Genomic DNA, 23,660 nt, shown 5'->3' with positions numbered 1-23,660 from the left:
GCTACTTAAACGATCCAGAGCCACTTTCATTTTCGAACCAAATGCGTATGCGTCTAACCGAGGGCCATTTTCCTCCGTCTGGTGCATGAAAAAGTCGGGCGCGGGCGGCAAGTTTCCTTTCCACTGCGGCTTAGGCGCCATATAAAAAGTAGACAGCCCAGGCATCATCATTCCATCCCAATACTTGCTTGTACTGTTGACCCAGCAAATCATTCCCACCCCAATATTGATGTGCCCACGGGGCGGCGACTCGGGTACCTTATCTTTTCCGACCTGAGCCGGAGCGAGCTGCTCGCTATCAAATCATGTTCGGCAAAACGCATTTCTTCTTGCCGCGCGCAATGGAATGGTCCCAAACACTGCGCATATCCTGCTTCATTTGGCGACCGCCGCCACCTTGATCGTTCTTCTCATGAAGTGAGGACGGCAAATCAGTTCACGATCGAAGTTCTCGATTGGTCGGGATTTGGTTAGATTCCGATCCGATCACTGACCGCCGATCGAATCCGCTGCTTGCAGCTGAGGTATCGGTCAGTTGTCTGAACCGAGACATGTCCCAGCAGGAACTGGAGCCGGCACTTCCGGTTGGCGACTCGCTCCAGGGAACCATGACGACTACGAGCAGCGTCTAATCAAGGGCTTAGGTTTAGAACATCTTGCTCTTGGGCTCTTTTTTTGATGGTCCTGTGAGTTCACAACTTTTTGCAATTTGTTGCGCGCTTGTGACATCGCCGAGTTTTCTTGCTTATTCTTCAATCCGATGGAGATGGGGCGTTTCTCAGAGCGCACGGGCGCCTCTCCGAAAGAGTAGATATGGTGAAGTTCCAAGTTCGCCGATGGTCCGATCGCCCCCGCATGTTGGTGTTCATGCTGGGAGTTATGTTGCCCGCGGCCGCGCTCATCGCGGTCGGTGTGTGGCACCTGAGGACCATCCAGCGTGAAAAATCGATCGAGGCTGTCTTTCAACGGGAGTATCAACAGGTCTTAGCTATCGCTGAAAAGCGGATTGACGCGCGCGCTTACGAGATCACGGAAGAAGCAAGAGCAAAATTTCCCGCTGCGAACCATGACGACGAACTCGAGGCTTTCCTGGTGTCACACAGAGACATTGCGCATGCATTTCTGTGGTCCGGGAAAGGCCACCTTGAGATTCGATCTCAGCCCGATCGAATGAGTGATCCTGAGTTTGTTGAAGACGGCAAGAAGCTCTCATCCATGGTTGGGCATTGGTTTGATATGGAGTCCAACGACTGGATCGGCAAGCTAAAGAAGATCGAGGCGACAGAAGGACGACACGTCTATCTCACCAGCAATTGGTTAGCCAGGGGCGACAAGATGCAGTATCAGTCTCTGGTGGTATTCATGCCTCGCGGTTCGACTACGGAGCATCCCGCTCTGGCAGGGTTTGTCTACGATACCGACTATCTAAGTAACAAGTTTTTTCCGCAAGCTCTCAACGAAGTGCTGCCAAATCAAAACGAAAACGATACATCCCATCAACCTGTGATGATGGTGCGGACCGCGAAGGACCGCGAGCCGATGGCTTCGTCGCTCTGTTGGGATGGAGGTTCGCCTGAAGTGGAGCGCGGTTTTGACGGTGTGTTCCCCGGACTGATTTTGGGAATTAAGCTGCGCGGGACCACGATTGCTAACATCAGCAGCCACTTTATTCGGACGGCCTTTCTTATTCTCGGAGCGCTTTCCCTGCTGATGGGCGGAGGAATGCTGCTCGCCTATCGAAATGTCTCGCGCGAACTTGCACTTGCGAAGTTGAAGTCTGATTTTGTCTCGAACGTCTCGCACGAGCTGCGAACTCCTCTGGCGCTCATCCGCCTTTACGCAGAGACGCTCGAACTGGGCCGCATCTCCAACCCCGAAAAGCGTCAGGAATATTACGAGATCATTCGCAAAGAAAGTGAGCGGTTAACTTCGCTGATCAACAATATTCTGGACTTCTCGCGTATCGAGTCTGGCAAGAAAGAGTACGACTTCCGCGAAACGGATGTGGCCGATCTGGTGAGGGGCACGCTGGAGTCATATCGTTTTGAAATCGAACAAAACGGTTTCCAGTTCGAACAGAAGATCGATAACGATCTACCGCAAGTGAGTGTGGATCGCGAGGCGATTGCGCGTTCGCTGCTGAATCTGGTGAACAATGCAGTGAAGTACTCGGCGACGGAGAAATACCTTGGGGTAAACCTCTACCGGCACAATGGCGACGTCAACCTTGAGGTTGTCGACCATGGAATCGGCATTCCCGCGAAGGAGCAGCCCAAAATCTTTGAGAAGTTCTATCGAGTGGGCGATCCAATGATGCACAACACCAAGGGAAGCGGACTGGGGCTGTCTCTGGTACGCCATATCGTGCAGGCACATGGCGGTGAAGTTGCAGTTGAGAGCGAACCCGGTCGAGGCAGCAAGTTCACTATTACTCTGCCAGTGCAGACTTCAGAGGTCCAGCAGGCGAAAGGGATGCCGGCATGAGACAGAAAGAGAAAACGAAAGTAACAGAAGCACCGAAGCCAGCGAGAATTCTTGTCGTGGAGGACGAGCCCAATATGGTGGCTGGACTTCGAGACAACTTCGAGTTTGAAGGGTATGAAGTAATTACAGCGGGCGATGGGATCGAAGGCCTTCGGAGAGCGCTAGAAGAGTCTCCCGACCTTGTGGTCCTGGATGTCATGATGCCCCGCATGAGCGGACTGGAAGTATGCAAACAGCTACGCGCTCAACGTGGTTCGATCCCGATCATCATGCTGACTGCCCGCGGCCAGGAATTAGACAAAGTGGTGGGCCTTGAACTTGGCGCGGACGACTATGTGACCAAGCCGTTCTCAATCCGCGAGTTGTTGGCGCGAGTGAAGGCCGTGCTGCGACGCACGGCTGTGGTTCCCAAACATCAGGATCAACACTCGTTCGGTAACGTGGAAGTCGATCTGCGGCGTCAACGAGTGCTCAGGTCAGGCAAGGCTCTCGAGGTTTCCTCCAAAGAGTTCGAGCTGTTGAAGTACTTCATCTGTCATTCGGGCGAAACGCTCAGTCGCGATCGTCTTCTGGAAGAGGTTTGGGGGTACGAGAATTTCCCAACTACCCGGACGGTGGATACGCACCTGGTACGTCTGCGCCAAAAACTTGAACCCGATCCCGAACAACCACAGTACTTTCTCACGGTGCATGGAACAGGGTACCGGTTCGTCGGCTAAAGCAACGATCAGAACCTAAGAGGCATGGATTATGAACGACGGTAGAGTACTACCTAAAAGTGAAGGCAAGTTCCGGACTAACGGCGGGCACCAAAGTTACAGCATGCCCCAATCCTCGATGGTGGCGTCGATGCCGCCACTACTATCGAGTGTGCCACTAGCGGACGAGAGGGACTCGCTTCTGCGAGAGAAACTTGATCTCCATTTACAACTGTTCGAGGCCGCACAGATCCAACGCAAACTAAGCGGCCCGCGCGAGTTGCGCCGCAGCTGTTTACAGTTCGCAAGCGAGGTCTTCGCGGCGCGCTTTCTCGCCGGGGATTTCACGTCGTTCTTGCAAAGCGGGTCCAAGGTTCTTGTAGCGCACGGAGACATCGCCGGTAAAGGCGTTGCGGCTGGAATGTGGTTCACCAATCTGGCGGGGCTTTTGCAAAGTTACGACCGTCCACATTCTGACCCCGCAAAGATCGCCTCGGAGATAAATCGCCACCTCTGCTATCTGCGGCCGGTTGCACCGTTCGCCACGGCATTTCTCGCGCGGGTTGACTGCAATCTTGGAGAACTGACCTACTGCAATGCCGGCCATTTTCCGCCGATATTGCTTCGCGCGGATGGACGGACTGAGCTGCTCGAGAGAGGTGGTCCGCTGTTAGGTGCTATCGAAGGTGCGAAGTTCGAGTTGGGCAGACTGATTCTCGAACCCGGAGACACGCTTGTCGCATACTCCGATGGTGTACTTGAATGCCGTAACACTGCAGACGAAGAATTCGGACTGGATCGGATCGTAGCGGCATTACGAGGCGCCAAATCGCCGTTCGCTCAAGCCACGCTCATGATGCTCCTTGCCACCTTACAAGACTTCGCGAACGGTAGTCCGCTTTGCGACGATGTCAGTTTGACAGTGATTCAACGCGACGCGACATGCCGCCCCCGACGGCACTTGCCGGATGATTCGTATTGCTCAACCCACACCTTATGAGATATCTCAGCGCGCTACTTTCGATCGCCTATTTTCAGCAGATTGCAGCATCCCAACTCTTGCCAGGTTCGGTGCTTGAGCCGGAAATGTGTGTCAATTGGCGACAACACGGCGAGTGCACTTAGTGAGAAGTTCTGTCATTCCTTTACACTGAGTTCCGGGCGGTTGGTCGGCAACCCTTCCTTTACGCGCCCGAACGGCCAACGACGGGTAAGGTGCGGGTTGCCAGTAATCCGCCCAGAACCCAGAAAGTCTTGTGTCTGGATTGTTCGGTGAGCGAGTTGACGATTTGTCAATCCCATGCGCGGACGCACGGCTAATCGTTCTACGGAGTATTAGACCGCTTTCGATCAGTTGCACACATCAGAGTAATCCCTCGTCTCAGATCCAATCCATACTTATCTGCGAGGTGCTCCTGGCGTTCACCGCATATTGCGTGGCCCATCTCATGGGTGACCGCATAATCGAGGATACTTCCCGGTGGCAGTCCAAATCTGCGAGCCAACATTTCCTATCGAGAATCCACGGTTTCAAAGAGTTCCTCTTCCAACACGGTGACGCGAGCGCTGAGTTCGCTGAACGCGGGCGATTCAGGGTCCCCGCCCAATTCCTTTATCGTCTGCCTCCAGCGTGCTGAACCTGCGAGCACGAATGTCCACTGGCCCATTCTTTCAGTTGGATATCTTTCGAGAACCTTTGCCAGCAACGCGGCGCTCGTAAGACATTGTGATGGGTCGTAGTCAGTTGTGCAGGAGAAAGAGATAGCGTGCGAGAGAGAGGCAGGACGGTTTGCGAGTTCTATCGGCAGAATTCTAATGGAGGTCCTTTGCGCATTGAGTGCGGACACCCAGAGAAAGATGACAGCAGTGAAGATTTTCATGGCGGATACCTCATCGGTTCCGCCTACGCTGCTCCCTTCGACCTGCTACCTCAATGCAAGGCAGGTCGAAATGTGTGTCTCAAGAAGATCACCCACTAAAATTTGATTTATTACTGAGATAGGGGGACAGTGAGGCATCGAGCCGCGTTCACAATGTCCTACGATGATGATCTGTGAACATAGCTTTTCGGGTCTTGAGCGAACCCGTTCTAGCCCACTACCCCCTGGTTCGCTCGACCTCAAAACAAAATAGTTTTACATCATCGATTTCGTCGAGCAAAATCAATGGTGCTCCTAGAGTGCCCGGCCTTTTTTGTACCAGTTCTCATGAGAGAGACTGTACAAAAAGGAGCGGAACATGGCGAAGGGAAAGAAGCATACGCCTGAGCAGATCGTGAGTTTGCTGCGGCAAATCGAAGTTGCGGTAGCGAACGGCAAGACGACTCCGGTAGCGTGCCGGGAAAACGGGATCACTGAGCAGACGTACTATCGATGGCGGAAAGAGTACGGTGGCTTGCAGGTGGACCAGGCGCGGCGGCTGAAGGAACTGGAGCAGGAGAACGCGAAGCTGAAGCGTTTGGTGTCGGAGTTGAGCCTAGAGAAATTGGTGTTGAAGGACATCGCCTCGGGAAACTTCTAAGCCCTGAACGACGGCGTTGTGCGGTAGATCATGCTCAGGAACAAGGCATGAGTGAACGGCGGGCGTGCCGGTTGGTGAACCAGCCACGTGGCACGCAACCCCTCGACCTTGAGACTGGTATGCGGCTGGCACGGCGAATCGTCGGGAAAACTCTATTCTCCCACTGGTCGTTTCGGTGATTTCAATTCTATAGTCGCGTCCGAGGTAAGGCGCGGACTCTTCGTTGACAACTTCCTTACCGGGTGCGGATGGCTTCTCTTGATATTTCTGCGGATGATGAAGTTTGGCGAACAACCATTGCCGCTTCGAATCCACTAGGGTATTCACCACTTCGTCAGACACACCCTCTGGAGCGTGAACAATGATCGACCGGTCTCTTTCGACCGTGATCGTCATTTTCCGGCGCTTCGAGGAGCGGACGATTTTGTATTTGAGTTCCATTAGGTGGCGTAGAGGATGGCGTCGTTGTTCTTCTCCGCGAGTTCAATGACGCGGGTGACGATGTGCTCCCGATTCTGTACGACGTTTGGCAGCTTCGAATAGTCAGGCTGAAGCAATGTCGTCTTTATATGAGCCTTGAGTTTGTTGCGAGCAGGAATACTCTCCCAGAATCCAATCAACTTCAGCTCGCGCTCCACTTCTCCAAAGATGTGCTGCGTGAGAGACACCAGTGACGAGATCTCATCTTCGTCGAGCTCTGCTTCACCAAAGACTTCTTTCTCAACATACGGAAGAAGGGCATCTGTTTCTTGCGGTTCAGTCCAAAAGTCGGCTCTTTTCCAGCACCGATGATCCGCTGACGGAGCTTCTCAAGTTCCTTAAATATCTCATTCCAATTATCATCGAACTCTAGAAGAATGATTCTAAGTGCTTCGGCGAATGAAGCTTGTAATTCGGGATCATCATTAAGGTCAACATCAAGATGATGCCGGATCGCGTGTTCGATCTCCGCTGCCTTTGTCTTAGTCCTCTTCCTGCTACTGACATCCTTTTCAAAATCTTCGTCAAGAATTGAAATTGGCTCAACCTTCAACTCAATGCCCCTGGACACAAGGAAGGCATCCGTAATCTTCCGCAGTTTCGGAGGTATGCCCTTCATACTGAGACGTCCATCGCGGAAATGCTTTCCAGCAAGGACGTTTACCTCTGCTAGCCTCTCGTAGGCGGCCATAAAACCGAGAGCCTCTTTGGCCGGAAAGACTACATTCAAACACTTGGTAAATTCCTTAAACAGACTCATGAATTCAAAGCGCAGGTCTTCGTCGTAGAACAAATCGAAGAAGGCGTCGTGGTCGGTCAAATCGGTGAGGCCATGCTTATTAAGAAAGTCCACGATTGCGGCGTGGCTCGCCTGGAGTTCTCGTAGCTCCTGCTCGGGGAAGCTGAGTACATCAAGCACTTCGTTCTGTTCGCGCTCGTCATAACTATCGATCGCCTTCTTTAGGTGATGACCGATACCGACATAGTCGACAACAAACCCTCTGTCTTTAGCGGCACCGCTCACTCGGTTTACGCGAGCGATAGCCTGAAGCAGACCGTGCTGAACAACAATCTTGTCCAAATACATCACCTGCTCAACCGGTGCGTCGAAGCCGGTAAGCAGCATATTGTTGACAATCACGATGCCCATGTCGCCGTTCACATCCTGATCCTCAACGCCAAAAGGGAGCTTGAAGCTCTTGATTGTTGCCTCGTGCTTCGAGCGATCTGAGTAAGCCTTCAGATGCAGTTCATCGTTGTGGTTGCCTGAAATAACTACATCGCTCTTCAGTCGCTTAAGCTGTGTGACATCCAGCTTAAGGGGATTGTCCTTCTCCAAGACGGCCACAATATCGGTGACCGCGGTATCCACATGCTTCTTATATCGGACAGCAGCCTCTCGGGAGGTGGCAACGATTTGAGCCTTGAAGCCGTTTGGGAACACGTGGGTCAGGTAGTGCGCCACCATGTCCTTACCGGATCGATCCACTTCCAGTCGGCGTGCTTGCTCGTAAAGGCCTCAAGCTGCCGATAGGTATCGCGGAACCCGGAATCAGCTCTTGCTAAAAACGCGAAGCTGTCGAGTAACATAATCGATTCCTCTGGAGTTTTGATGCCTGGAGAAGACTACTTCATTGTCTGATCTGGCGCCGATTAGCGTGCTTATTTCCACGTCCAGACCTGAGACAGGTAGTTTTAGCCAAATAACGCGTTGGTGATTGTAGGTACTGTTATGTTCGAGAAGTCCCTTTGCGGCGGATTCGGTAGCTGCACCCCCGAACAAATCAGCGTCAGGAATGTGCGACTGAAAACGGATTTTATTGTGATCTTCATCCTCGAGTTCCGCATCACCTAACCGATAGATGAGTCCATGTTTTTCTTTCTCATCGAACAACTTCTTATTGATGTTTTTTAAGCTCCACGGACTAAATCGATCTAATGGAACAGCTACGCCAATGGCCCTTTCCACGATGCGCCTAAAGGCTTCTTCGCGTTGCATCGAGGAGTCACGTGGAACCCTGATTTCGAGAATATCCGGCGCGTTCCAACGAGCCATCAAGACGTATCTATATTCTTCCGGCGCAAAACATGCAGAATGCGCGTAGCGCTCTCACGAATGATTTCACCAGTCGCCACTTCGCGCGTTTCGTGACCGTAGATCTTCATCACCCAATCGGAGGGCTTCACTCTGCCCCACGGTCGAACTTCCGAGATCACCTGACCATTTTTTTTTGGGGAGAGTATTGGCTCGAGAGGTGCGTTCTTTCCTAACAAAGCAGCGCGTGCGTAATCAGGGGTCAATAACTGTGTAACGTCTTTCGATGGACATCGAAGATAGAAGATATGTTGCGGTCCATTTTCTTCCGCCTCACGAAGCACTTCATATAAACGTTCAACATCGAGCGAATGGCTGTCGAGGGCCTGCTTGACATTCTTGTAAACAAGATCTTCCTTGCTATCGGCGCTTAACTTTACGTTCTTGTTCCCGATAGCCGGGCGAAGCGCTTCTTTAATCTGCTCGATTGTGCAATGGTCGAAAACCAGTTCAAGCAGGCGATCGTATTTCGCCACTTTGAAGCTCCTCTTTTTGCAATGCTTGGTTCTGAATAACGGTAGACTGCCGCGGCCAAAGATGAAAGCCCCGTCTTCACGGGGCTTTCATCTTCGAGCGCGGTGGTGCCCCCCCACCACCACGACTTTAGCCTTAGGGGACCAAAACTTTAGCTTTATGGGGCCAAACTTCAGGCTTATGGGTAAACCCACACTTTTCGTGTTTTTACCTTCAAACACCCTAGCTGCAGCCTGAGGTGCTGCCGCAGGACATGCAGCGGTAGCAGGATCCGCTGCGGGTCATGATGGCTCCGCAGGTGGCGCAGGAGGGTGAGTCGCCCATCTCGTACATGGACTTCATGGCGTCGGAGGCGTGGTAGATGCCGCGGTCTTCGAGGGACATGGGGTTGGAGGATTCGAGTCCGCTGCGGGCGGTGAGGTCGGGGGCGATTCCCTGCTGGGGTGGGGTGGTGGCGTGGGTGTGCTCGTGGCTGTCGTAGGTGCTAAAAGCAACAGCAGATCCCTCCGCTTCGCTGCGGGATGACAACAAAGAAGACTGTGACGATGGCTCAGCGACCGGAGATGAGGCTGTGAGGTTGGGGAGGAGCGACGACTCGATGCGGTTGTTGGGGGCGTTGACGGTGCCTTCCACGGGGATGCTGGTGGGGATGCTGGACTGGCCTTGATTTTGGGGGCTTAGGCCGGCGAAGAGGTCGAACTGGTGCCCGGAGAGGAAGCGGATCTGTATCCAGCGGAAGATGTAGTCCATGATCGACTTGGCGTAGCCGATCTGCTCGTTGCCGGTCCAGCCGGAGGGCTCGAAGCGAGTGTGGGCGAACTTCTCGCAGAGGACACGGAGAGGAACGCCGTGCTGGAGGGCGAGGGAGACGGCGGTGGCGAAGGAGTCCATGAGTCCGGAGACGGTGGAGCCTTCCTTGGCCATGCGGATGAAGATCTCGCCGGGCTGGCCGTTGGGGTATAGCCCGACGGTGATGTAGCCCTCGTGTCCCGCCAGGCCGAATTTGTGGGTGACGGAGGCGCGCTCGGCAGGGAGACGGTGACGGACGGCGCGGGGAGGAGACTGGGCGTCGACGGAGTCAGAGTTCTGGAGGGCGGCTTCGGCGATCTGCCTGAGCTGGGTTTCGAGGTTGTGGATGCGGACGTGGGCGGCGGTGGCGGTCTCCATGGCCTCGGTGAGCTGCTGGCGGGTGGCGGCCTTGGCGGCTTCGACGGCTTCGTCGATCTCGGTTTGGGCTGCGGCTGCCGGGGCTACGGCGGCGATGGCGTTGGTGCCGCGGGTTCCCTTCTTGTCGGCGTCGGTTTGGGCGGTGACGTTGAGGGGCTGGGTTCCCTTGGAGTTGTCGCGGTAGATGGCTACGGCCTTGAGGCCCTGGCGCCAGCTCTCCATGTAGGCTTCGGCGATGTCGTCGACGGAGCAGTCCTGGGGGAGGTTGACGGTCTTGGAGATGGCTCCGGAGAGGAAGGGCTGGGTGGCGCCCATCATCTTGATGTGGCCCATGTAGGAGATGCTGCGGGTTCCCTTGGAGGGCTTGAAGCTGCAGTCAAACACTGCCAGGTGTTCCGCCTTGATGGCGGGGGCGCCTTCGATGGTGCCGGTGGCGTCGATGTAGCTGACGATGGCGTTGACCTCGGACTCGGAGTAGCCGAGCTTGATGAGGGCTGAGGGGACGGTGTTGTTGACGATCTTGATCATGCCGCCGCCGACGAGCTTCTTGTACTTGACGAGGGCGAGGTCAGGCTCGATGCCGGTGGTGTCGCAGTCCATCATGAAGCCGATGGTGCCGGTGGGGGCGAGGACGGTGACCTGGGAGTTGCGGTAGCCGTGCTTTTCGCCGTGGGCGAGTGCGCCGTCCCAGGCGTGGCGGGAGGCTTCGATGAGCTGGTCGAGCTGGGGGACGAAGAAGGGCTCGCTGCTCTGTTTGGACTTGCCGATGTTGTTGACCTCGGCGCGGTGCATGCGGACTACGTCGAGGAAGGGCTCGCGGTTGACGTAAAAGCCGGGGCAGGCTCCGCCAGCGATTTCAGCCTGCTGGGTGAGCGGGGTGGCTGCGCCGAGCGGGGGGCAGGTTTCGGCGATGCGGGAGGACTGCCAGTAGGCGTCGCCGCAGAGGATGGAGGTGAGGGTGGCGGCGAAGTCGCGGCCGGCGTCGGAGTCGTAGGGGAGACCGAAGGCCATGAGGAGCGCACCGAGGTTCGCGTAACCGAGGCCGAGGGGGCGGTAGTCGTGCGAGTTCTTCGAGATCATCTCGGTGGGGTAGCCGGCGGAGTCGACGATGATCTCCATGGCGGTGGTGACGATCTCGATGGCGTGACGGTAGCTGGGGATGTCGAACTGGCCGCCAGGGGTGAGGAACTTGAGGAGATTGAAGGAGGCAAGGTTGCAGGCGGAGTCATCGAGGAACATGTACTCCGAGCAGGGATTGGAGGCGTTGATGCGGCCGGTGTTCTTGCTGGTGTGCCACTTGTTGATGGTGGTGTCGAACTGCATGCCGGGGTCGCCGCACTGCCAGGTGGCTTCGGCGAGGTTGTGCATGAGGTCGCGGGCCTTGTACTCCATGACGGGAGTGCGCTCCTTGACGGTGCGGGTGACGAAGGTGCCGTCGGACTCGACTGCGCGCATGAACTCGTCGTTGACGCGGACGGAGTTGTTGGCGTTCTGGAAGAAGATGGAGCTGTAGGCTTCGGAGTCGGGACCGCTGCCGTCGTAGCCAGCCTGCATGAGGTGCCAGGCCTTCTGCTCTTCCTTCACTTTGCACTGGATAAAGTCTTCGATGTCGGGATGGTCGACGTTGAGGATGACCATCTTGGCGGCGCGACGAGTCTTGCCGCCGGACTTGATGACGCCGGCGAAGGCGTCGAAGCCGCGCATGAAGGAGAGCGGGCCGGAGGCGGTTCCGCCACCGGAGAGGGTCTCCATGGAGCCGCGGATGCTGGAGAGGTTTGATCCCGCGCCGGAGCCCCACTTGAAGAGCATGCCCTCGGTCTTGGCGAGGGTGAGGATGGAGTCGAGGGAGTCCTGCACGGAGTTGATGAAGCAGGCGGAGCACTGGGGCTTGGTGTAGCCGGTGACGGAAAACTCGACCTGGCTGGTGGTGGCGTTCCAGTGCCAGTTCTGGGCGTCGGAGTTGGGCTCGAGGCGGTCGCAACCGACGTTGAACCAGACGGGGGAGTTGAAGGCTACCTTCTGGTTGAGGAGGAGGTGGGCGAGCTCGGCGTAGAAGGTGTCGGCGTCAGCCTGGGAGGCGAAGTAGCCACCTGCGATGCCCCAGTCGCGGATGGACTCGGCGACGCGGGTGATGAGGGCGCGGACGCCGGACTCGCGCTCGTCGGTGCCGTTGAGGCCGTGGAGGTATTTGCTGGCGACGATGTTGGTCGCGGTCATGGACCAGTCGGCGGGAACCTCGACGCTCTTCTGCTCGAAGATGGTCTTGCCCTTGAAGTCCTGAATGATGGCGTCGCGGAGCTCCCAGACGATCTCGTCGTAGGGGGAGACGCCCGGCTTGGTGAAGTGGCGATCAAACGTCAGGCCCGGGGTGCGCTGATTCTTGAAGCTGGCTGCTCCGGGTGCGGTCTGGGTGCCGTTCTGGCCTTGAGTGTGGGTCTGGTTTGGGATGGTCGCCATGGGGAAGTACTCCTTCTAATTTGATGAAAAATCTGGGCTGCCGATGCCTCCCGGAGGCGTTCGGCCGGGAGGTAAAACTAACGAGTAGAGCGCTGGATATGTATCCGGCCTGAAGGAGCCGGCGGCGTTCTGGGTCGTGAAATGTAAGGATCTTTGGCCGTGTTTTGCGTGGCTGCAGTCGTGAAAGTAACGCCCCTTATGGGGTGTGTCAAGTATAAAGCACAACATGTTGTGTTGGCTGTGCGAATACCCCTATTTATGCGGGGTTAATGTGTCAAAACGGTGAAAACTGGGGTTTTTGCTGTGGATTTTGCATAATGTGCGCGTGAATAGCCGTCTTTACCGTTCTGTAATGGGACAGGTTTGAGGGTAGGCTCGAACAGGGCTAAGAGCAAGGGACACCGGTGTGGATGGGCGTGGAAATGTAGGAAAAGTGGACGGCTCATCGGCAAAGATTTGGGTGTAAACGGTGTGAAAAAACGGAACCGGTGTGAACTCCCGTGTAATGTGTTGCGTAGCTTGTCGGGACACAACGATCTAGGGCGGAGGGACTCTTGGTTCGGATAAGGAGCGGCTCGGAGTCCGTGACGCGGGCAGATAATTTGGTGCTGGTGGGGATCGCGCTGGTGGTGGCGCTAGTTCACTTGATGACGAATGGGCGGTACGGGTTTCACCGGGATGAGTTCCAGTTCCTGAGCGATGCACGGCATCTGGACTGGGGGTTCGTTGCTTATCCTCCGTTTACGCCATTCGTCGAGCGGGTGGGGTTGCAGCTGTTTGGGGTATCGATGGTGGGGTTGCGGCTGTTTTCGGTGATCGCGCAAGCCGTGGCGATTGTGATGACGGGGCTGATGGCTCGCGAGTTGGGGGGTGGACGGCTGGCGCAAGTAACGGCCGCGCTGGCGGTGGCGACCTCGGGACTGCCGGTGTTCGAGGGGACGGAGTTTCAGTACTCCTCATTCGACTATCTGTGGTGGGTTCTGATCGCTTACTTCGTCATTCGGTTACTGAAGACGGAGAACCCGCGGTGGTGGATCGCGATCGGCGCGTTTGTCGGCCTGGGGTTGATGACCAAGTACACGATTGTGTTTTTTATTGCGGGGATCGTGAGCGGAATGCTGCTGAGTTCGGCTCGGCGTTACTTTGCGAGTGGGTGGTTCTGGGGTGGAGTCGCGATTGCGCTGCTGATCTTTGCGCCTAACTTTATCTGGCAGGTGCGGCATGGGTTTATCTCGGTGCATTTTTTGCAGCATATCCACGTGCGGGATGTCAGGCAGGGGCGAGCTAATGGCTTCGTGTGGGACCAGTTCAAGATTTGCGCAAACCTAGCGGCCGCTCCGTTGTGGATTGCCGGCGCGATCTGTTTTTTGCGAGACAAGCGATATCGGATGTTGGGATGGATGTATCTCGTGCCGTTCGTTCTGTTTCTGTTTGGGAAGGGGCGTGGGTACTATTTGGCGGCGGCGTATCCGATGCTTTTGGCGATGGGCGCGGTAGTGGGTGAGCGGTGGGTAGCGTCGATGAATAGGCCGCGGAGGCTCGTGGTGGAGGGATTGTTCTTTACCGGGGTGATGGCATGGGGGGTGCTGGCCTACGCGATTCTTGTGCCTTTGGCATCGGACGGGCCACTGAAGCAGTTTGCGCTGAAGATCAACGGTGACATGCGGGAGGAGTTTGGGTGGGACGAGTTGGTGCGGACGATCGCGGGGATTCGCGACTCTCTGCCAGCCGAGCAGCGAAGTAATGTTGGCGTGTTGACAGGCAACTATGGAGAACAGGGCGCCGTGGAGATTCTTGGTCCTGCCTTCAATCTGCCGATGCCGATCAGTTTGACGAACGCGGCGTGGCTGCGGGGATATCCTGCGGTGCCCCCTTCAACGCTGATCGTGGTTGGGTTTTCGCGGGAGGCTGCGGACAGGGCGTTTACGTCGTGCAGGCTGGCGGGACATAACGGGAACTCGGAGGGCGTTAAGAACGAAGAGAGGCAGTCGCATCCGGATATCTTCGTGTGCGGGCCGCCGCGATTGTCGTGGCCGGAGTTCTGGAAGGAGTATCAGAATTATGGGTGAGAAGAGCTAAGAGGCTCGGATGAGGCGGAGGCGCTGACGAAGCTGGGCGGTGGCTTCGCGATGGCAGAGGAGGCAGAGGGTGCGGAGGTTGTCGAGGTCGCACTGGCCGCCGCCCTCGGCTACAGGACGGATGTGGTCGGCGTCCCAGAGGGTGCGCCGGGCGGTGATGGACTTCATACCGTAGAGTCGTAGTCCGGCGGCGCGGGCGGGTCCTCGAGATCGCTTGAGTGCGTTATAAGCGGCGATGGTGTCGATGGCGCATACGTGGCAGATGCCACGGTCCCGGGCGAAGACCTGGTCGCGGAGGTAGCCGGGGTCGGTGCGGAGACGCCACTGGTGGACACAGTAGTCACTGCAGAAGGTGCGGCGGCGTCTGGAGATGATTTCAAGTTCGCACCAGCGGCAGAGGGGCAGGTTGTTCGGGCCGACCGGCAGAGCATGGCGTGTGGTGCGACCGCCGGGGAGAGTGCGTGGGATGATCACGATGCTTTCAGGATAGGGCCACGGAACGAAGGGCGGAATTGCTGAGACAGGTTCTCGGTGGTCGGGATGCTCTAAGGCACGATGGAATGCCGGTTAGGCCGTGATCGATCTCGAGGGCCGACCAGTGGGGAGAAGCCGTACGGGAAGCTGAGATGGACCGTCAAGTCGGGTTCGGCTTCAAGTAATTTGGCCTCGCGGTTCGGGATGTAACGAGAGTTGGCTATGATCGTTGAGGTAGTGGAGGGTGTGATGTCCAGAACACAGTCGACGATGGTCTCGCTGGGGAGTACGGCTCCGGCGTTCGAGTTGTTGGATGTAGTGAGCGGGAAGGCTGTGGGTCGGGATGATGTGTTCGCGACGGCTTCAGAGGATGCGCGGGCGGACGCGGCAAACTGCTCGACCACCGGATGCCACGGGCTGCTGGTAATGTTTCTTTGTGTGCACTGCCCGTTTGTGAAACACGTGGAGGAGGAGTTGGCGCGGATTGGGCGGGATTACGAGCGCAGGATTGCGATTGCGGCGATCTCGTCGAATGATGTGGAGGCCTATCCGCAGGATGCGCCGGCGGAGATGAAGAAGCAGGCGGAGCGGCTTGGGTTCCGCTTTCCTTACCTGTATGACGAGACGCAGGAGGTGGCGCGGGCGTATGACGCAGCCTGCACGCCGGACTTCTTTTTGTTCGATGCGGGAATGACGCTGGTCTATCGCGGGCAGCTGGATGATAGCCGACCTCGTCGTGGGGACTCGGGGAATGACCTGCCCGTGACGGGAAACGACCTGCGAGCTGCGATGGATGCGGTGATTGCGGGGAAGCGGCCGGATACGAATCAACGGTTCTCGATTGGATGCAATATTAAGTGGAAGGAATAGATCGGCGCTTTTGTAACCGTTTGGGATACCGATTTGCTGATGTTGAAAAAGGGGGAACTATGGATGCCGTATTGGAAGAGTTGAAGGCGGGGATTCGAAAGTTTCGGACGGACGTTTATCCGGAGAATAAGGATACCTACGTGAAGGCTGCAAGCGAGCCGCAGAAGCCGCATGCTTTGATTGTGACCTGCGCGGACTCGCGGATCGATCCCGAATTGATTACGCAGTCCCAGCCAGGGGATATTTTTGTGACGCGAAACGTCGGCAACCTGGTGCCGGCCTATGGCGAGATGCTGGGCGGCGTGAGTGCGGTGATCGAGTACGCCGTTTCGGCGCTGAAGGTGCAACATGTGGTGATCTGCGGACACTCTGACTGCGGGGCGATGAAGGGTTTGTTGCACCCTGAAGGGCTGGAGAAGTTACCAACCGTGAAAAGTTGGTTGACGAACGCGCAGGCGGCGTTGAGCGTGGCAAACTCATTGGCCAGCAAAGACGACCGGCAGAGTGATTTACTGCGGCAGTTGACTGAGGAGAATGTGCTGCTCCAGTTGCAACATCTGCGGACGCATCCTTCGGTAGCCGGTGCGATGGCGCGGGAGGAGCTCACGATCTCGGGTTGGGTGTACGACATTGGCAAGGGCGAGGTGAGGATCTCGGAGGACGGAGGCCGGGCGTTTGTGCCGGTGACGATTGAGGGCGAGGGCAAATGATCGTTCCGCGCGGACGACAGCTGGCTGCGATGCTGAAGTACGTTGGCATGCCGTTACTGCTGCTGGTTCTGTACGACCTGGCGGTGGTGGCGGCATACAAGTTGATGCACTGGAATTGGATCGCCCTGCCACATATTCCGTTGGCGTTGTTCGGATCTTCGATCGGAATTATTGTTGCGTTCCGGAACCAGTCTGCCTATGCGCGATGGTGGGAGGGGCGGATTCTGTGGGGGGCGATTGTAAACAACTCGAGGAGTTGGGCGCGTCAGGTGACTACGAGTATGTTGACGCTGAAGAGTGGCGATGCTGCTGAACTCAAGGAGACACAGCGGCGGATGGTGTATCTGCAGATTGCGTTTGTGCATGCTCTGCGGCAACATTTGCGAAAGTTGGAACCGTGGGCTGAGTTGGCACCGCTGCTTGACGAGCACGAACTGGAGGCTCTGCGGGTGGAGAAGAATGTGCCGCTTGCTATACAGCAGCTGATGGGGAAGTTGCTGCTGGAATGCCAGACGCGGGAGTGGGTGGATGCGTTGCAGTGGCGCGCCATGGACGAGAGTTTGAACGATCTGGCAGATGCACAAGGCGGCGCGGAGCGGATTAAAAACACACCGATGCCGAAGCAGTACGACTACTTCCCGCAGCTCTTTGTACAGATGTACTGTGTGTTGCTGCCGTTGGCGCTGGTGACGAGCATGGGATGGTTCACGCCGCTCGGATCGACGCTGGTTGGTTTTATCTTTCTGGCACTGGACAAGATCGGTCAGGATCTTGAGGACCCTTTTGAGAACACTATCTTCGATGTGCCGATGACTTCGATTTCGACGGCGATCGAGATAAATCTTCGTCAGTTGCTGGGCGAAACCACGCTGCCGGCGGCGACGACACCTATTGACGGCGTACTTTGGTAAGCGTCAATGCTAAGGAAAGAGCCCCGGTCCAGCGCCGGGGCTCTTTTTTGTGGAATGTCAGGCGTGAGAAGCGCCATCGGAGCCATGAAGTTTCACAAGTTTGTTGTAGATGCCAAGGATCAGAAAAGGCGCAGCCCATTGGCCGACGAACAAAGCGTCGTGGTGTTTCTTTGCGGCCTGGAAGCCGACAGAAACGGCCATTGAACCAAGTGCCAAGGCCAGATAGACGCTGGAGGGCACTTGCGAAGTTACCTTTTCGATGGCTGCGGTTATCTGATCTTCCTGAACATCCCCTTGGCTTACACGATAGTCGGTCATGAACGAATCTCCTTGGCGGCTTTGCCGTCGTATTTCAGAAGATGCAGGATTATGGTTGGCTGCGGGGATCTCTTTCAGACTAGTTTTGCTGGGTCAACAGGCGTTTGATTTGCTTTGATGAGCTGGAGTCGCGAGCTACAGCCAGTCCAGCTTGCGGAGGACGAAGAGGAGGATCGCCGTGGCTAAAACGGTTATCCCGGCAACCCACTCGGCTCCGTGAGGAGAGTCTTCGAAGGGCAGACCTTTGAGATTCATACCGTAGATACCCGAGATGGCGAGCGCGGGCAGGGCGATGGTACCGAGGACGGTGAGTACCTTCATCACTTCGTTCGTGCGGTTCGAGACAGATGAGAGGTAGATGTCTAGAGTGTTGTTGAGGAGGTCGCGCTGGGTTTCAACCGAGTCGAGCAGCCGAGCAATGTGATCGTAGGTGTCGCGTACATAGGGTTGATAGTCAGCATCGATGATGGTGTTGGGATCGCGCTGGAGATGGAGCGCGGCGTCGCGTGTATTGACGAGGACGCGGCGAAGGTCGATGAGCTCTCGCTTGATGGCGAAGACGGCCTGGAGGATCTCGGGTGAAGGATCGTCGAAGACTTTGTCCTCAAGCTGGTCGATGCGGTCGTCGAAGTGATCGATGGCGGGGAAATAGAGGTCGACGATGGTGTCGAGGATGAGGGAGACGAGTTTTCCGGGGTGCTCTTCGTCTCCGTCGCGACGCGCACGGGTTAGGGCCTGCTCGGTGGTGGGACAGGTGGGGTCGGAGATCGTGATGAGAAAATCTTTGCCGGCGAAGATATCGACGGGGGAGAAGGAAGGCATCTCTTCGCCGGGGTTGTCGGGGTCGGGGATGAGTCGGACGGGTTTAAATACGGCGAAGGTGTAGTTGGAACCGGAGTCAACCTTGACGCCCTCGTCTGGGTTGCGGGCGTCTTCGAGGTGGAGAGGGTGGAGGTCGTACTGCTTGGCGAGCGCGTCCAGCTTCGGATCGTTTGCGTCGTCAAGTTGATACCAGGGCATGGGATTTCCTTGTTTGCAATTCGACTCCAGGGACCGGTTACTCGAGTCCATCGTACTGCGGCTTGCATCTATGATCTAGAAAACACCCCCAGATTCTGGAAAGCGAGACCCACCTCTGATGCAGATCCGGTGCAATGTTCGTTTATCCGTGTTGCTGTTGATGGCTTTTGGCTTGGCTTGAGCGCGGAGTTCGTTCCAGCGCAGAACCGCTGCCAGTGCGACGTCTGGGTATGATCCGCGACTGACGTTTGGCCGCTCATATTGCCGGATCCGGTGAATGGACACCGCTCGAGCGAAAAGTTACGCGTGCCGTTGCCCTTGGAGACATGGATGCAAAAGGGAGGTACACGTGGACGCTTGAGAATAAAGCGCCGATTGCTGAGGTCGTGGTCGATCCGGACCATGTGTTGCCGGATGATGATCGCAGCAATCATGTGAAAAAGACGGAGTAGCTTTGGTTTGCTGCCTCGGCAAGAAGAATCCCTGCGGTGACAGGGATTCCTGACGTATCAAATGACTTGGGACCTACTTGTGTTGCAGTCCCTTGAGTGTCTTGGTGATTGTTTTGGCTCCGGCAAAGACGGCCATCTTGGTGTTGTCGATGACCTTGCTCTTGCCTGGGGGCGTAGGGTTGAGGCCGAGTTTGCGCAGCTGATGATTGACGCGGAATAGATCCCTGTCAAAGGCAATTGACTCGTAGCCGATGCTCAGCGACATCGAAGATGTGGGACCGCTTTCGACCATGTGGGGGAAGTGCATGGGGATGTGGACGCCGGTTCCGGGCTCCATATCGAAGCGTTGGCCGCGCGACCTGATCTCTTCGCGGAATGCGATCTCGTTCTGCGCCCAATACTTTTCTATATCGAGGTCTTTGAGAATTTCTTTGTCGCTTCCATCGAAGATGTAGATAGTCTTTGTGCCCTGAATCTGAAGGAGGAAGCTGTCTTCGCTGTCGATGTGATACGGGGTGAACTCGTTTGGAGAGGTGAGGAAGAGTGTCTCCATGGGCGCGCGATACTCTTTGGCGAGATCGACATGGGTGAGCTCGGATAGCTCCTGCGTCATGGTTTCGAGGACTTTATCGTACTTTGGCTGGGTGTGAATGAAGCTGAGCTTCATCCTCATCCGGCTGAGGTCGGAGTGCCGGAAGGCTTCGACCAGGCTGGCCTTGTGGTCCTCGCTGCCCCACTCTCTGAATTTTCTATCGAGATAGAAGAAGCCGGATTTGGTGTTGTCGCGGCTCCAGATTTCGGCGAGCTTCTCCACCGATTGGGTCGAAAAGAGATCGTTGGAGTCCAGGTTATGGGAGAAGAGAAAGGGCTTTCGCCTGAAGCAATCAGAGAATTCTTTTTCTGGTTGAAAGTATGTGTAAGTCACGATAAACCCCCGGCAAATCACTGCAATCAAAATCTAGTTTCGACAAGCGAATGGTACAGGGGAGCAGTATCCACTTCAATTTTAAAGTGATTATCTGCGCGATTTGTGCAGTACTGTCAGGGGTTTTAGCGTAAGTAACCAAACATCTAGTTACTACTCATAACTAGTGAGCCAGCAAGCAGTTACTTCGCAAATTCAGGCGCTGGTTAGGAGGGATACTAGCGGGTAACGGTCTCAATATGAGTAATTTCGCCATCGCGCATGTGGAGGATGCGATCGGCGATCTGAGCCGCCTCTGGGTTGTGGGTGATCATGAGGACGGTCTGGTTGAGCTCGCGGCTGGATTGACGGAGCATCTTGAGGACAGCATCGGAGTTCCTGGTATCGAGGTTGCCCGTGGGTTCGTCGGCGAGGACGATGGCTGGGCGGTTAATGAGGGCGCGGGCGATGGCTACTCGCTGCTGCTCGCCGCCGGATAGCTCGTTGGGGCGGTGGTCGAGACGGCCTTGGATGCCGAGCATCTCGGTGAGGTGGGTGAGGAGAGGCCGGTCGAGCTCTCGCTTGGTCGAGGCGCCGAGATTGGCGATGTCGTGGGCGATCTCGATGTTGCCCATTGCCGAGAGAGTGGGCAAGAGATTGAAACGCTGGAAGATAAAGCCAATCTTTGCCCGGCGGGTACGCGTGCGTTCCGCGTCGGAGAGGGTGGCGAAGTCGATGCCGTCGATGAGGACGGAGCCGGTTGTGGTTCCGGTGAGTCCGCCGAGGATATAGAAGAGCGTGGATTTTCCGGAGCCGGATGGGCCAACGATGGCGACGAACTCGCCGGGTGTGATGGCAAAGTTGACCTTGCGAAGAGCGGGTACCTCGAGCTTGCCGGAGCGATAGGTCTTGCCGAGATCGCGGGCGAGGATGACGGGCGTTGCGACGCTGCCATCGGGCGTCGAGAGAAGAGGCGTTGTGGAAGAGGAGTCGGGCTGGGGGGACAACGTGGAAGAATGAGGAGACATGTACGTATAGGAAGTCTATCGCGAATGGGGTGGGGAGTGAGGCTGACGGAGCTTTTGCTTGTTGGAGTGGGGGGATGGACGGCGTTGGGCTTGGTGGGCGTGGGGGTGTCGTGGCTGCGAGGTGAACGGCTGCGAGTGCGTCGTGGGATAGCGTGGCTGGCTGGGGTTTGGGTGGTGTATCTGACGGTGTTGATTGGAGTTTCGCTGGGACAAAAGCAGAGAGTGGTCGCGGTAGGGGAGCCGCAGTGTTTTGATGAGATGTGTTTTACAGTTGTCCGAGTGGACGAGGTAAGAGGATTTCTGGTTCGTGATGGGCGGCGCCTGGTGCGAGTGACTGTTCGGGTTACAAATCGGGGACGGTCGGCCCGGAGCGATGGTTTGATCCGGGTTTACTTGACGGATGCGCAGGGGCGGCTGTGGGAGGAGTCGGCTGGAGTCAATGGGGTGGGGTTGAGTACGAGGGTGTCTGGAGGAGACTCTGTAATGAGCGAGCCGGTGTTCAAGGTAGCCGGAGATGCAACGGGCTTAAGGCTGATTTTGACGCATGGGTGGAAGCAGCCGGGGGCGTTGGTTATTGGTGACTCGGATAGCATGCTGCACCGCAAGACGGTGGTCGAACTTGGGCGCTGATTGAGGGCTCCGGCGCTCCGAGACTAAGACGTTGCAAGAGAATAAGACTGAGTAAGTTACGGTGGGAGCGGACGAGAGGGTTACCACCGTGGCACACGTGTCGAGAGAATTGTTTTCTCGAAATTTGCAAGTTGCTGCATGGTGTCAAATGAGATACGCAAGATCCCCTGTGGAATGCGGGGGCAGAAATTGGCACTTGAATTGCATATACCGCTGTCGTCGGAAGTCTGAAAGATACTTCTGAAACGGGCTCCATCTGTCGCGCACTATCTATTGCAAGACAGAGATGACATTCATTAGTAGTGACAGGCTTCATGCACGAACTACATTACGAACGCGATCGGCTTGAACGACAGTCTCATCGCATGTATCGCTACGCTTTTTACGTTTTACGCTGGTTTCATTCAGCCTGAGTTGAAGCCTTAATCCGAACATTTACGCGATGTCCCCACTGCGCCCGCTCGCTTGCGTGCGCCCGCACTGTGGTGCGTCAATCTTGTCCCCTATGCAGCCGGCCTTGCTGCGTAGACGGTCGTGCTCGTCAACAATGCCCAGGAGGCAGAAGTGAATAAACTCATTTGCACTCTCGTTACCGCATCGGTTCTTGTCGGCGGCTCCGCTTACGGCCAGAACAAGACCAAACCAACGAACCATAAACAGGCAAAGCAGGCGCTGCTTGATAACCAGATGGACAAAGTTACCGCCGCCGGCGAAGAGAACTCTGCGATCGCGGCTAATAACTCGACCGTGACTGAAAACAACTCAGGCACGGTGAATCTCGCTGGAACCGCACTGATGGGTGCAAGCGGCATCAACATCGTGAGCTCGTCTGACGCGCTTGTTGCCAATGGCGTGAACGTATACGACAGCAGCGCTTTGACCAATGCTTCGACCAAACCAACCGACGTGACGCAGGCCAACAGTATCTCGCAGGATAGCTCATCGACAGCCGTTCTCTATGGCTACAAGCGGGGAGAGAACAGCCAGCTGAAAGTCAGCAAGAGCTCGAATGTGAGCGATACGAAGAGCTCTACGTCGAGCCTTAACGCTTCGCTGACCGCCAGCAAGACCGATAGCTTTGCTTATGCGAACGATCTGACAAAGAGCAAGAGCTTCTCTGACACGTATACCAAAACGAAGTCTGCAGCTCTGACGTTGAATGCTTCTGAAAACAGTGCAAACAGCGCCAACGATACAGCGGCTACCGGTACTACCGCTAACACCGCAACGTCAGGTACGGGAGGGAGTGCCGCAACAACAGGCAGCTCCACCTCCACCAACAGCGCTTCGAGTGGCGGAAGCACCTCCTCAACCGGAGGCTCTGCGATGAACAGCACAAAATCAGCTAACAATGGGTCAGCGACCAACGGCACCACCAACACGGCGAACACAGATACAAGCGCCTCGAACAGCGCCGCGTCGTTGGCGGCCACCGCGAACCTGGCGTCGAGCAAGAGCAACACTGTTTCGGCAACCTCGACTAAGACTCACAATGTAAGTGTGTCGAACGACTATTCGAGCAGTCTTGCGACGACACTTGCGGCGAGTGCTTCAGACATGAAGTCCTACACCGCAGTGAAGAGCAAGTCTGTAAGTAAGGATATAGAGGGCGCAGTCAGCTTCGATTACGCCGCCGCGAAGAACATCGCCGTCGATGGATCGACGATCGACGACACCAATAGCTACAGCGTGATACTTGCCGGTTCGGCAGAGCAGAACGCGAAGGCGTTGAACATCGTCAACGCGGCCGGCGGTATGGTTGCCAATGGGCTGAACATTGCCCACACGACCAACCTCACTACCATGCCGACCCTCAGCCAGGTCAACAGCATCTCGCAGTCTCGCTAAAGACGGCCGCAGGGAGGGGCTCTTCAACCAGAGAGCCCCAAC

Annotated in this window: 21 protein-coding genes and 2 pseudogenes; 11 read left to right on the top strand and 12 right to left on the bottom strand. The window is 56.2% G+C overall.

The genetic code is table 11. From position 1 onward, the window contains the following. Positions 1 to 813: 813 nt before the first annotated feature. Genes RBB81_RS08415 through RBB81_RS08405 form a run of 3 tightly spaced genes read left to right on the top strand, consistent with a single transcriptional unit; the run spans position 814 to position 4,182 of the window. Entirely contained in the window at positions 814 to 2,484 is a 1,671-nt protein-coding gene (locus RBB81_RS08415) for a sensor histidine kinase (RefSeq protein WP_257025355.1), read from the top strand. Continuing rightward, the gene (locus RBB81_RS08410; protein ID WP_179581517.1) at positions 2,481 to 3,203 is read left to right on the top strand and encodes a response regulator transcription factor; all 723 of its coding nucleotides are present in this window, start codon (positions 2,481 to 2,483) and stop codon (positions 3,201 to 3,203) included. Before RBB81_RS08415 ends, RBB81_RS08410 begins: the two co-directional genes overlap by 4 nt. A 31-nt stretch (positions 3,204 to 3,234) precedes the next feature. After that, positions 3,235 to 4,182, top strand: a complete 948-nt coding sequence (locus tag RBB81_RS08405; protein ID WP_353073365.1) for a PP2C family protein-serine/threonine phosphatase — start codon at positions 3,235 to 3,237, stop codon at positions 4,180 to 4,182. 511 nt (positions 4,183 to 4,693) lie between these two features. Here the strand turns inward: RBB81_RS08405 and RBB81_RS08400 are convergent. Next, positions 4,694 to 5,062 (bottom strand): hypothetical protein, encoded by a 369-nt coding sequence (locus RBB81_RS08400; protein ID WP_353073364.1) that lies wholly within the window; start codon positions 5,060 to 5,062, stop codon positions 4,694 to 4,696. A 358-nt stretch (positions 5,063 to 5,420) separates the two neighbouring features. Here RBB81_RS08400 and RBB81_RS08395 point away from each other — a divergent pair. Beyond that, a pseudogene (locus tag RBB81_RS08395) lies at positions 5,421 to 5,800 on the top strand (transposase); the annotation flags it as partial. A gap of 115 nt (positions 5,801 to 5,915) precedes the next feature. On the opposite strand, the pseudogene RBB81_RS08390 reads toward RBB81_RS08395, so the two are convergent. From RBB81_RS08390 to RBB81_RS08365, 6 genes and pseudogenes are all read right to left on the bottom strand, one after another. Further along, positions 5,916 to 6,098: pseudogene (locus tag RBB81_RS08390) on the bottom strand (YgjP-like metallopeptidase domain-containing protein); the annotation flags it as partial. Positions 6,099 to 6,142: 44 nt separating this feature from the next. Beyond that, on the bottom strand, positions 6,143 to 6,340 hold the full coding sequence (locus RBB81_RS08385) for a hypothetical protein (protein ID WP_353073363.1): 198 nt from the start codon (positions 6,338 to 6,340) through the stop codon (positions 6,143 to 6,145). Continuing rightward, the gene (locus RBB81_RS08380) at positions 6,325 to 7,650 is read right to left on the bottom strand and encodes a type I restriction enzyme subunit R domain-containing protein (protein ID WP_353073362.1); all 1,326 of its coding nucleotides are present in this window, start codon (positions 7,648 to 7,650) and stop codon (positions 6,325 to 6,327) included. The genes RBB81_RS08385 and RBB81_RS08380 overlap by 16 nt, the downstream gene beginning before the upstream one ends. 84 nt (positions 7,651 to 7,734) lie before the next feature. Continuing rightward, positions 7,735 to 8,238, bottom strand: coding sequence for a hypothetical protein (locus tag RBB81_RS08375; RefSeq protein ID WP_353073361.1), 504 nt, complete (start codon positions 8,236 to 8,238; stop codon positions 7,735 to 7,737). Then, positions 8,238 to 8,753 carry a hypothetical protein gene (locus RBB81_RS08370; RefSeq protein WP_353073360.1) on the bottom strand — a complete coding sequence of 172 codons (516 nt, stop codon included), beginning with the start codon at positions 8,751 to 8,753 and terminating at the stop codon, positions 8,238 to 8,240. The genes RBB81_RS08375 and RBB81_RS08370 overlap by 1 nt, the downstream gene beginning before the upstream one ends. A gap of 220 nt (positions 8,754 to 8,973) precedes the next feature. Next, complete coding sequence (locus tag RBB81_RS08365; protein WP_353073359.1) at positions 8,974 to 12,375, bottom strand: vitamin B12-dependent ribonucleotide reductase; 3,402 nt, start codon at positions 12,373 to 12,375, stop codon at positions 8,974 to 8,976. A gap of 554 nt (positions 12,376 to 12,929) precedes the next feature. Here RBB81_RS08365 and RBB81_RS08360 point away from each other — a divergent pair. After that, on the top strand, positions 12,930 to 14,444 hold the full coding sequence (locus RBB81_RS08360; protein WP_353073358.1) for a glycosyltransferase family 39 protein: 1,515 nt from the start codon (positions 12,930 to 12,932) through the stop codon (positions 14,442 to 14,444). 6 nt (positions 14,445 to 14,450) lie between these two features. Here the strand turns inward: RBB81_RS08360 and RBB81_RS08355 are convergent, their stop codons facing one another. Continuing rightward, on the bottom strand, positions 14,451 to 14,927 hold the full coding sequence (locus RBB81_RS08355) for an HNH endonuclease signature motif containing protein (RefSeq protein WP_353073357.1): 477 nt from the start codon (positions 14,925 to 14,927) through the stop codon (positions 14,451 to 14,453). Between the two features lie 222 nt (positions 14,928 to 15,149). Between RBB81_RS08355 and RBB81_RS08350 the strand changes: the two genes are divergently transcribed. The 3 genes from RBB81_RS08350 to RBB81_RS08340 are packed head-to-tail and all read left to right on the top strand — an operon-like array spanning position 15,150 to position 17,418. Continuing rightward, positions 15,150 to 15,797 carry a thioredoxin family protein gene (locus RBB81_RS08350; protein ID WP_246373608.1) on the top strand — a complete coding sequence of 216 codons (648 nt, stop codon included), beginning with the start codon at positions 15,150 to 15,152 and terminating at the stop codon, positions 15,795 to 15,797. Positions 15,798 to 15,856: 59 nt separating this feature from the next. Further along, complete coding sequence (locus tag RBB81_RS08345) at positions 15,857 to 16,507, top strand: carbonic anhydrase (RefSeq protein ID WP_353073356.1); 651 nt, start codon at positions 15,857 to 15,859, stop codon at positions 16,505 to 16,507. Beyond that, entirely contained in the window at positions 16,504 to 17,418 is a 915-nt protein-coding gene (locus tag RBB81_RS08340; protein ID WP_353073355.1) for a bestrophin family protein, read from the top strand. Before RBB81_RS08345 ends, RBB81_RS08340 begins: the two co-directional genes overlap by 4 nt. Positions 17,419 to 17,475: 57 nt before the next feature. On the opposite strand, the gene RBB81_RS08335 is transcribed toward RBB81_RS08340, so the two are convergent. Both RBB81_RS08335 and RBB81_RS08330 read right to left on the bottom strand, forming a co-directional pair. Next, a complete protein-coding gene (locus RBB81_RS08335) occupies positions 17,476 to 17,736 on the bottom strand; it encodes a hypothetical protein (RefSeq protein WP_179581510.1) in 261 nt (86 codons plus the stop codon). Positions 17,737 to 17,871: 135 nt separating this feature from the next. Further along, the gene (locus RBB81_RS08330) at positions 17,872 to 18,756 is read right to left on the bottom strand and encodes a magnesium transporter CorA family protein (RefSeq protein ID WP_353073354.1); all 885 of its coding nucleotides are present in this window, start codon (positions 18,754 to 18,756) and stop codon (positions 17,872 to 17,874) included. 326 nt (positions 18,757 to 19,082) lie between these two features. Here RBB81_RS08330 and RBB81_RS08325 point away from each other — a divergent pair, with 326 nt between their 5' ends. After that, the gene (locus RBB81_RS08325; RefSeq protein ID WP_257025352.1) at positions 19,083 to 19,208 is read left to right on the top strand and encodes a hypothetical protein; all 126 of its coding nucleotides are present in this window, start codon (positions 19,083 to 19,085) and stop codon (positions 19,206 to 19,208) included. A 73-nt stretch (positions 19,209 to 19,281) separates the two neighbouring features. Here the strand turns inward: RBB81_RS08325 and RBB81_RS08320 are convergent, their stop codons facing one another. Beyond that, a complete protein-coding gene (locus tag RBB81_RS08320; RefSeq protein WP_179581508.1) occupies positions 19,282 to 20,133 on the bottom strand; it encodes a JmjC domain-containing protein in 852 nt (283 codons plus the stop codon). Between the two features lie 218 nt (positions 20,134 to 20,351). Then, positions 20,352 to 21,140, bottom strand: coding sequence for an ABC transporter ATP-binding protein (locus tag RBB81_RS08315; protein ID WP_353073353.1), 789 nt, complete (start codon positions 21,138 to 21,140; stop codon positions 20,352 to 20,354). 24 nt (positions 21,141 to 21,164) lie between these two features. Between RBB81_RS08315 and RBB81_RS08310 the strand changes: the two genes are divergently transcribed. Together RBB81_RS08310 and RBB81_RS08305 are read left to right on the top strand one after the other, a co-directional pair. After that, on the top strand, positions 21,165 to 21,770 hold the full coding sequence (locus RBB81_RS08310) for a hypothetical protein (protein ID WP_353073352.1): 606 nt from the start codon (positions 21,165 to 21,167) through the stop codon (positions 21,768 to 21,770). A gap of 564 nt (positions 21,771 to 22,334) precedes the next feature. Beyond that, complete coding sequence (locus tag RBB81_RS08305) at positions 22,335 to 23,618, top strand: hypothetical protein (RefSeq protein ID WP_353073351.1); 1,284 nt, start codon at positions 22,335 to 22,337, stop codon at positions 23,616 to 23,618. Positions 23,619 to 23,660: the final 42 nt, after the last annotated feature.

Origin of the sequence: Tunturibacter gelidoferens (assembly GCF_040358255.1) — a bacterium.
Taxonomy (GTDB): domain Bacteria; phylum Acidobacteriota; class Terriglobia; order Terriglobales; family Acidobacteriaceae; genus Edaphobacter; species Edaphobacter gelidiferens.
The sequence above is the reverse complement of the archived record's forward strand: the minus strand, read 5'-3'. Positions and strand labels throughout refer to the sequence as shown.

Bases quoted from the DNA above. Each gene is read 5' to 3' on its own strand.
- RBB81_RS08415 (WP_257025355.1), top strand. From the start codon at position 814: ATGGTGAAGTTCCAAGTTCGCCGATGGTCCGATCGCCCCCGCATGTTG.
- RBB81_RS08410 (WP_179581517.1), top strand. From the start codon at position 2,481: ATGAGACAGAAAGAGAAAACGAAAGTAACAGAAGCACCGAAGCCAGCG.
- RBB81_RS08405 (WP_353073365.1), top strand. From the start codon at position 3,235: ATGAACGACGGTAGAGTACTACCTAAAAGTGAAGGCAAGTTCCGGACT.
- RBB81_RS08400 (WP_353073364.1), bottom strand. From the start codon at position 5,062: ATGAAAATCTTCACTGCTGTCATCTTTCTCTGGGTGTCCGCACTCAAT.
- RBB81_RS08380 (WP_353073362.1), bottom strand. From the start codon at position 7,650: ATGGTGGCGCACTACCTGACCCACGTGTTCCCAAACGGCTTCAAGGCT.
- RBB81_RS08375 (WP_353073361.1), bottom strand. From the start codon at position 8,238: ATGGCTCGTTGGAACGCGCCGGATATTCTCGAAATCAGGGTTCCACGT.
- RBB81_RS08365 (WP_353073359.1), bottom strand. From the start codon at position 12,375: ATGGCGACCATCCCAAACCAGACCCACACTCAAGGCCAGAACGGCACC.
- RBB81_RS08350 (WP_246373608.1), top strand. From the start codon at position 15,150: ATGATCGTTGAGGTAGTGGAGGGTGTGATGTCCAGAACACAGTCGACG.
- RBB81_RS08345 (WP_353073356.1), top strand. From the start codon at position 15,857: ATGGATGCCGTATTGGAAGAGTTGAAGGCGGGGATTCGAAAGTTTCGG.
- RBB81_RS08340 (WP_353073355.1), top strand. From the start codon at position 16,504: ATGATCGTTCCGCGCGGACGACAGCTGGCTGCGATGCTGAAGTACGTT.
- RBB81_RS08335 (WP_179581510.1), bottom strand. From the start codon at position 17,736: ATGACCGACTATCGTGTAAGCCAAGGGGATGTTCAGGAAGATCAGATA.
- RBB81_RS08330 (WP_353073354.1), bottom strand. From the start codon at position 18,756: ATGCCCTGGTATCAACTTGACGACGCAAACGATCCGAAGCTGGACGCG.
- RBB81_RS08325 (WP_257025352.1), top strand. From the start codon at position 19,083: ATGGATGCAAAAGGGAGGTACACGTGGACGCTTGAGAATAAAGCGCCG.
- RBB81_RS08315 (WP_353073353.1), bottom strand. From the start codon at position 21,140: ATGTCTCCTCATTCTTCCACGTTGTCCCCCCAGCCCGACTCCTCTTCC.
- RBB81_RS08310 (WP_353073352.1), top strand. From the start codon at position 21,165: ATGGGGTGGGGAGTGAGGCTGACGGAGCTTTTGCTTGTTGGAGTGGGG.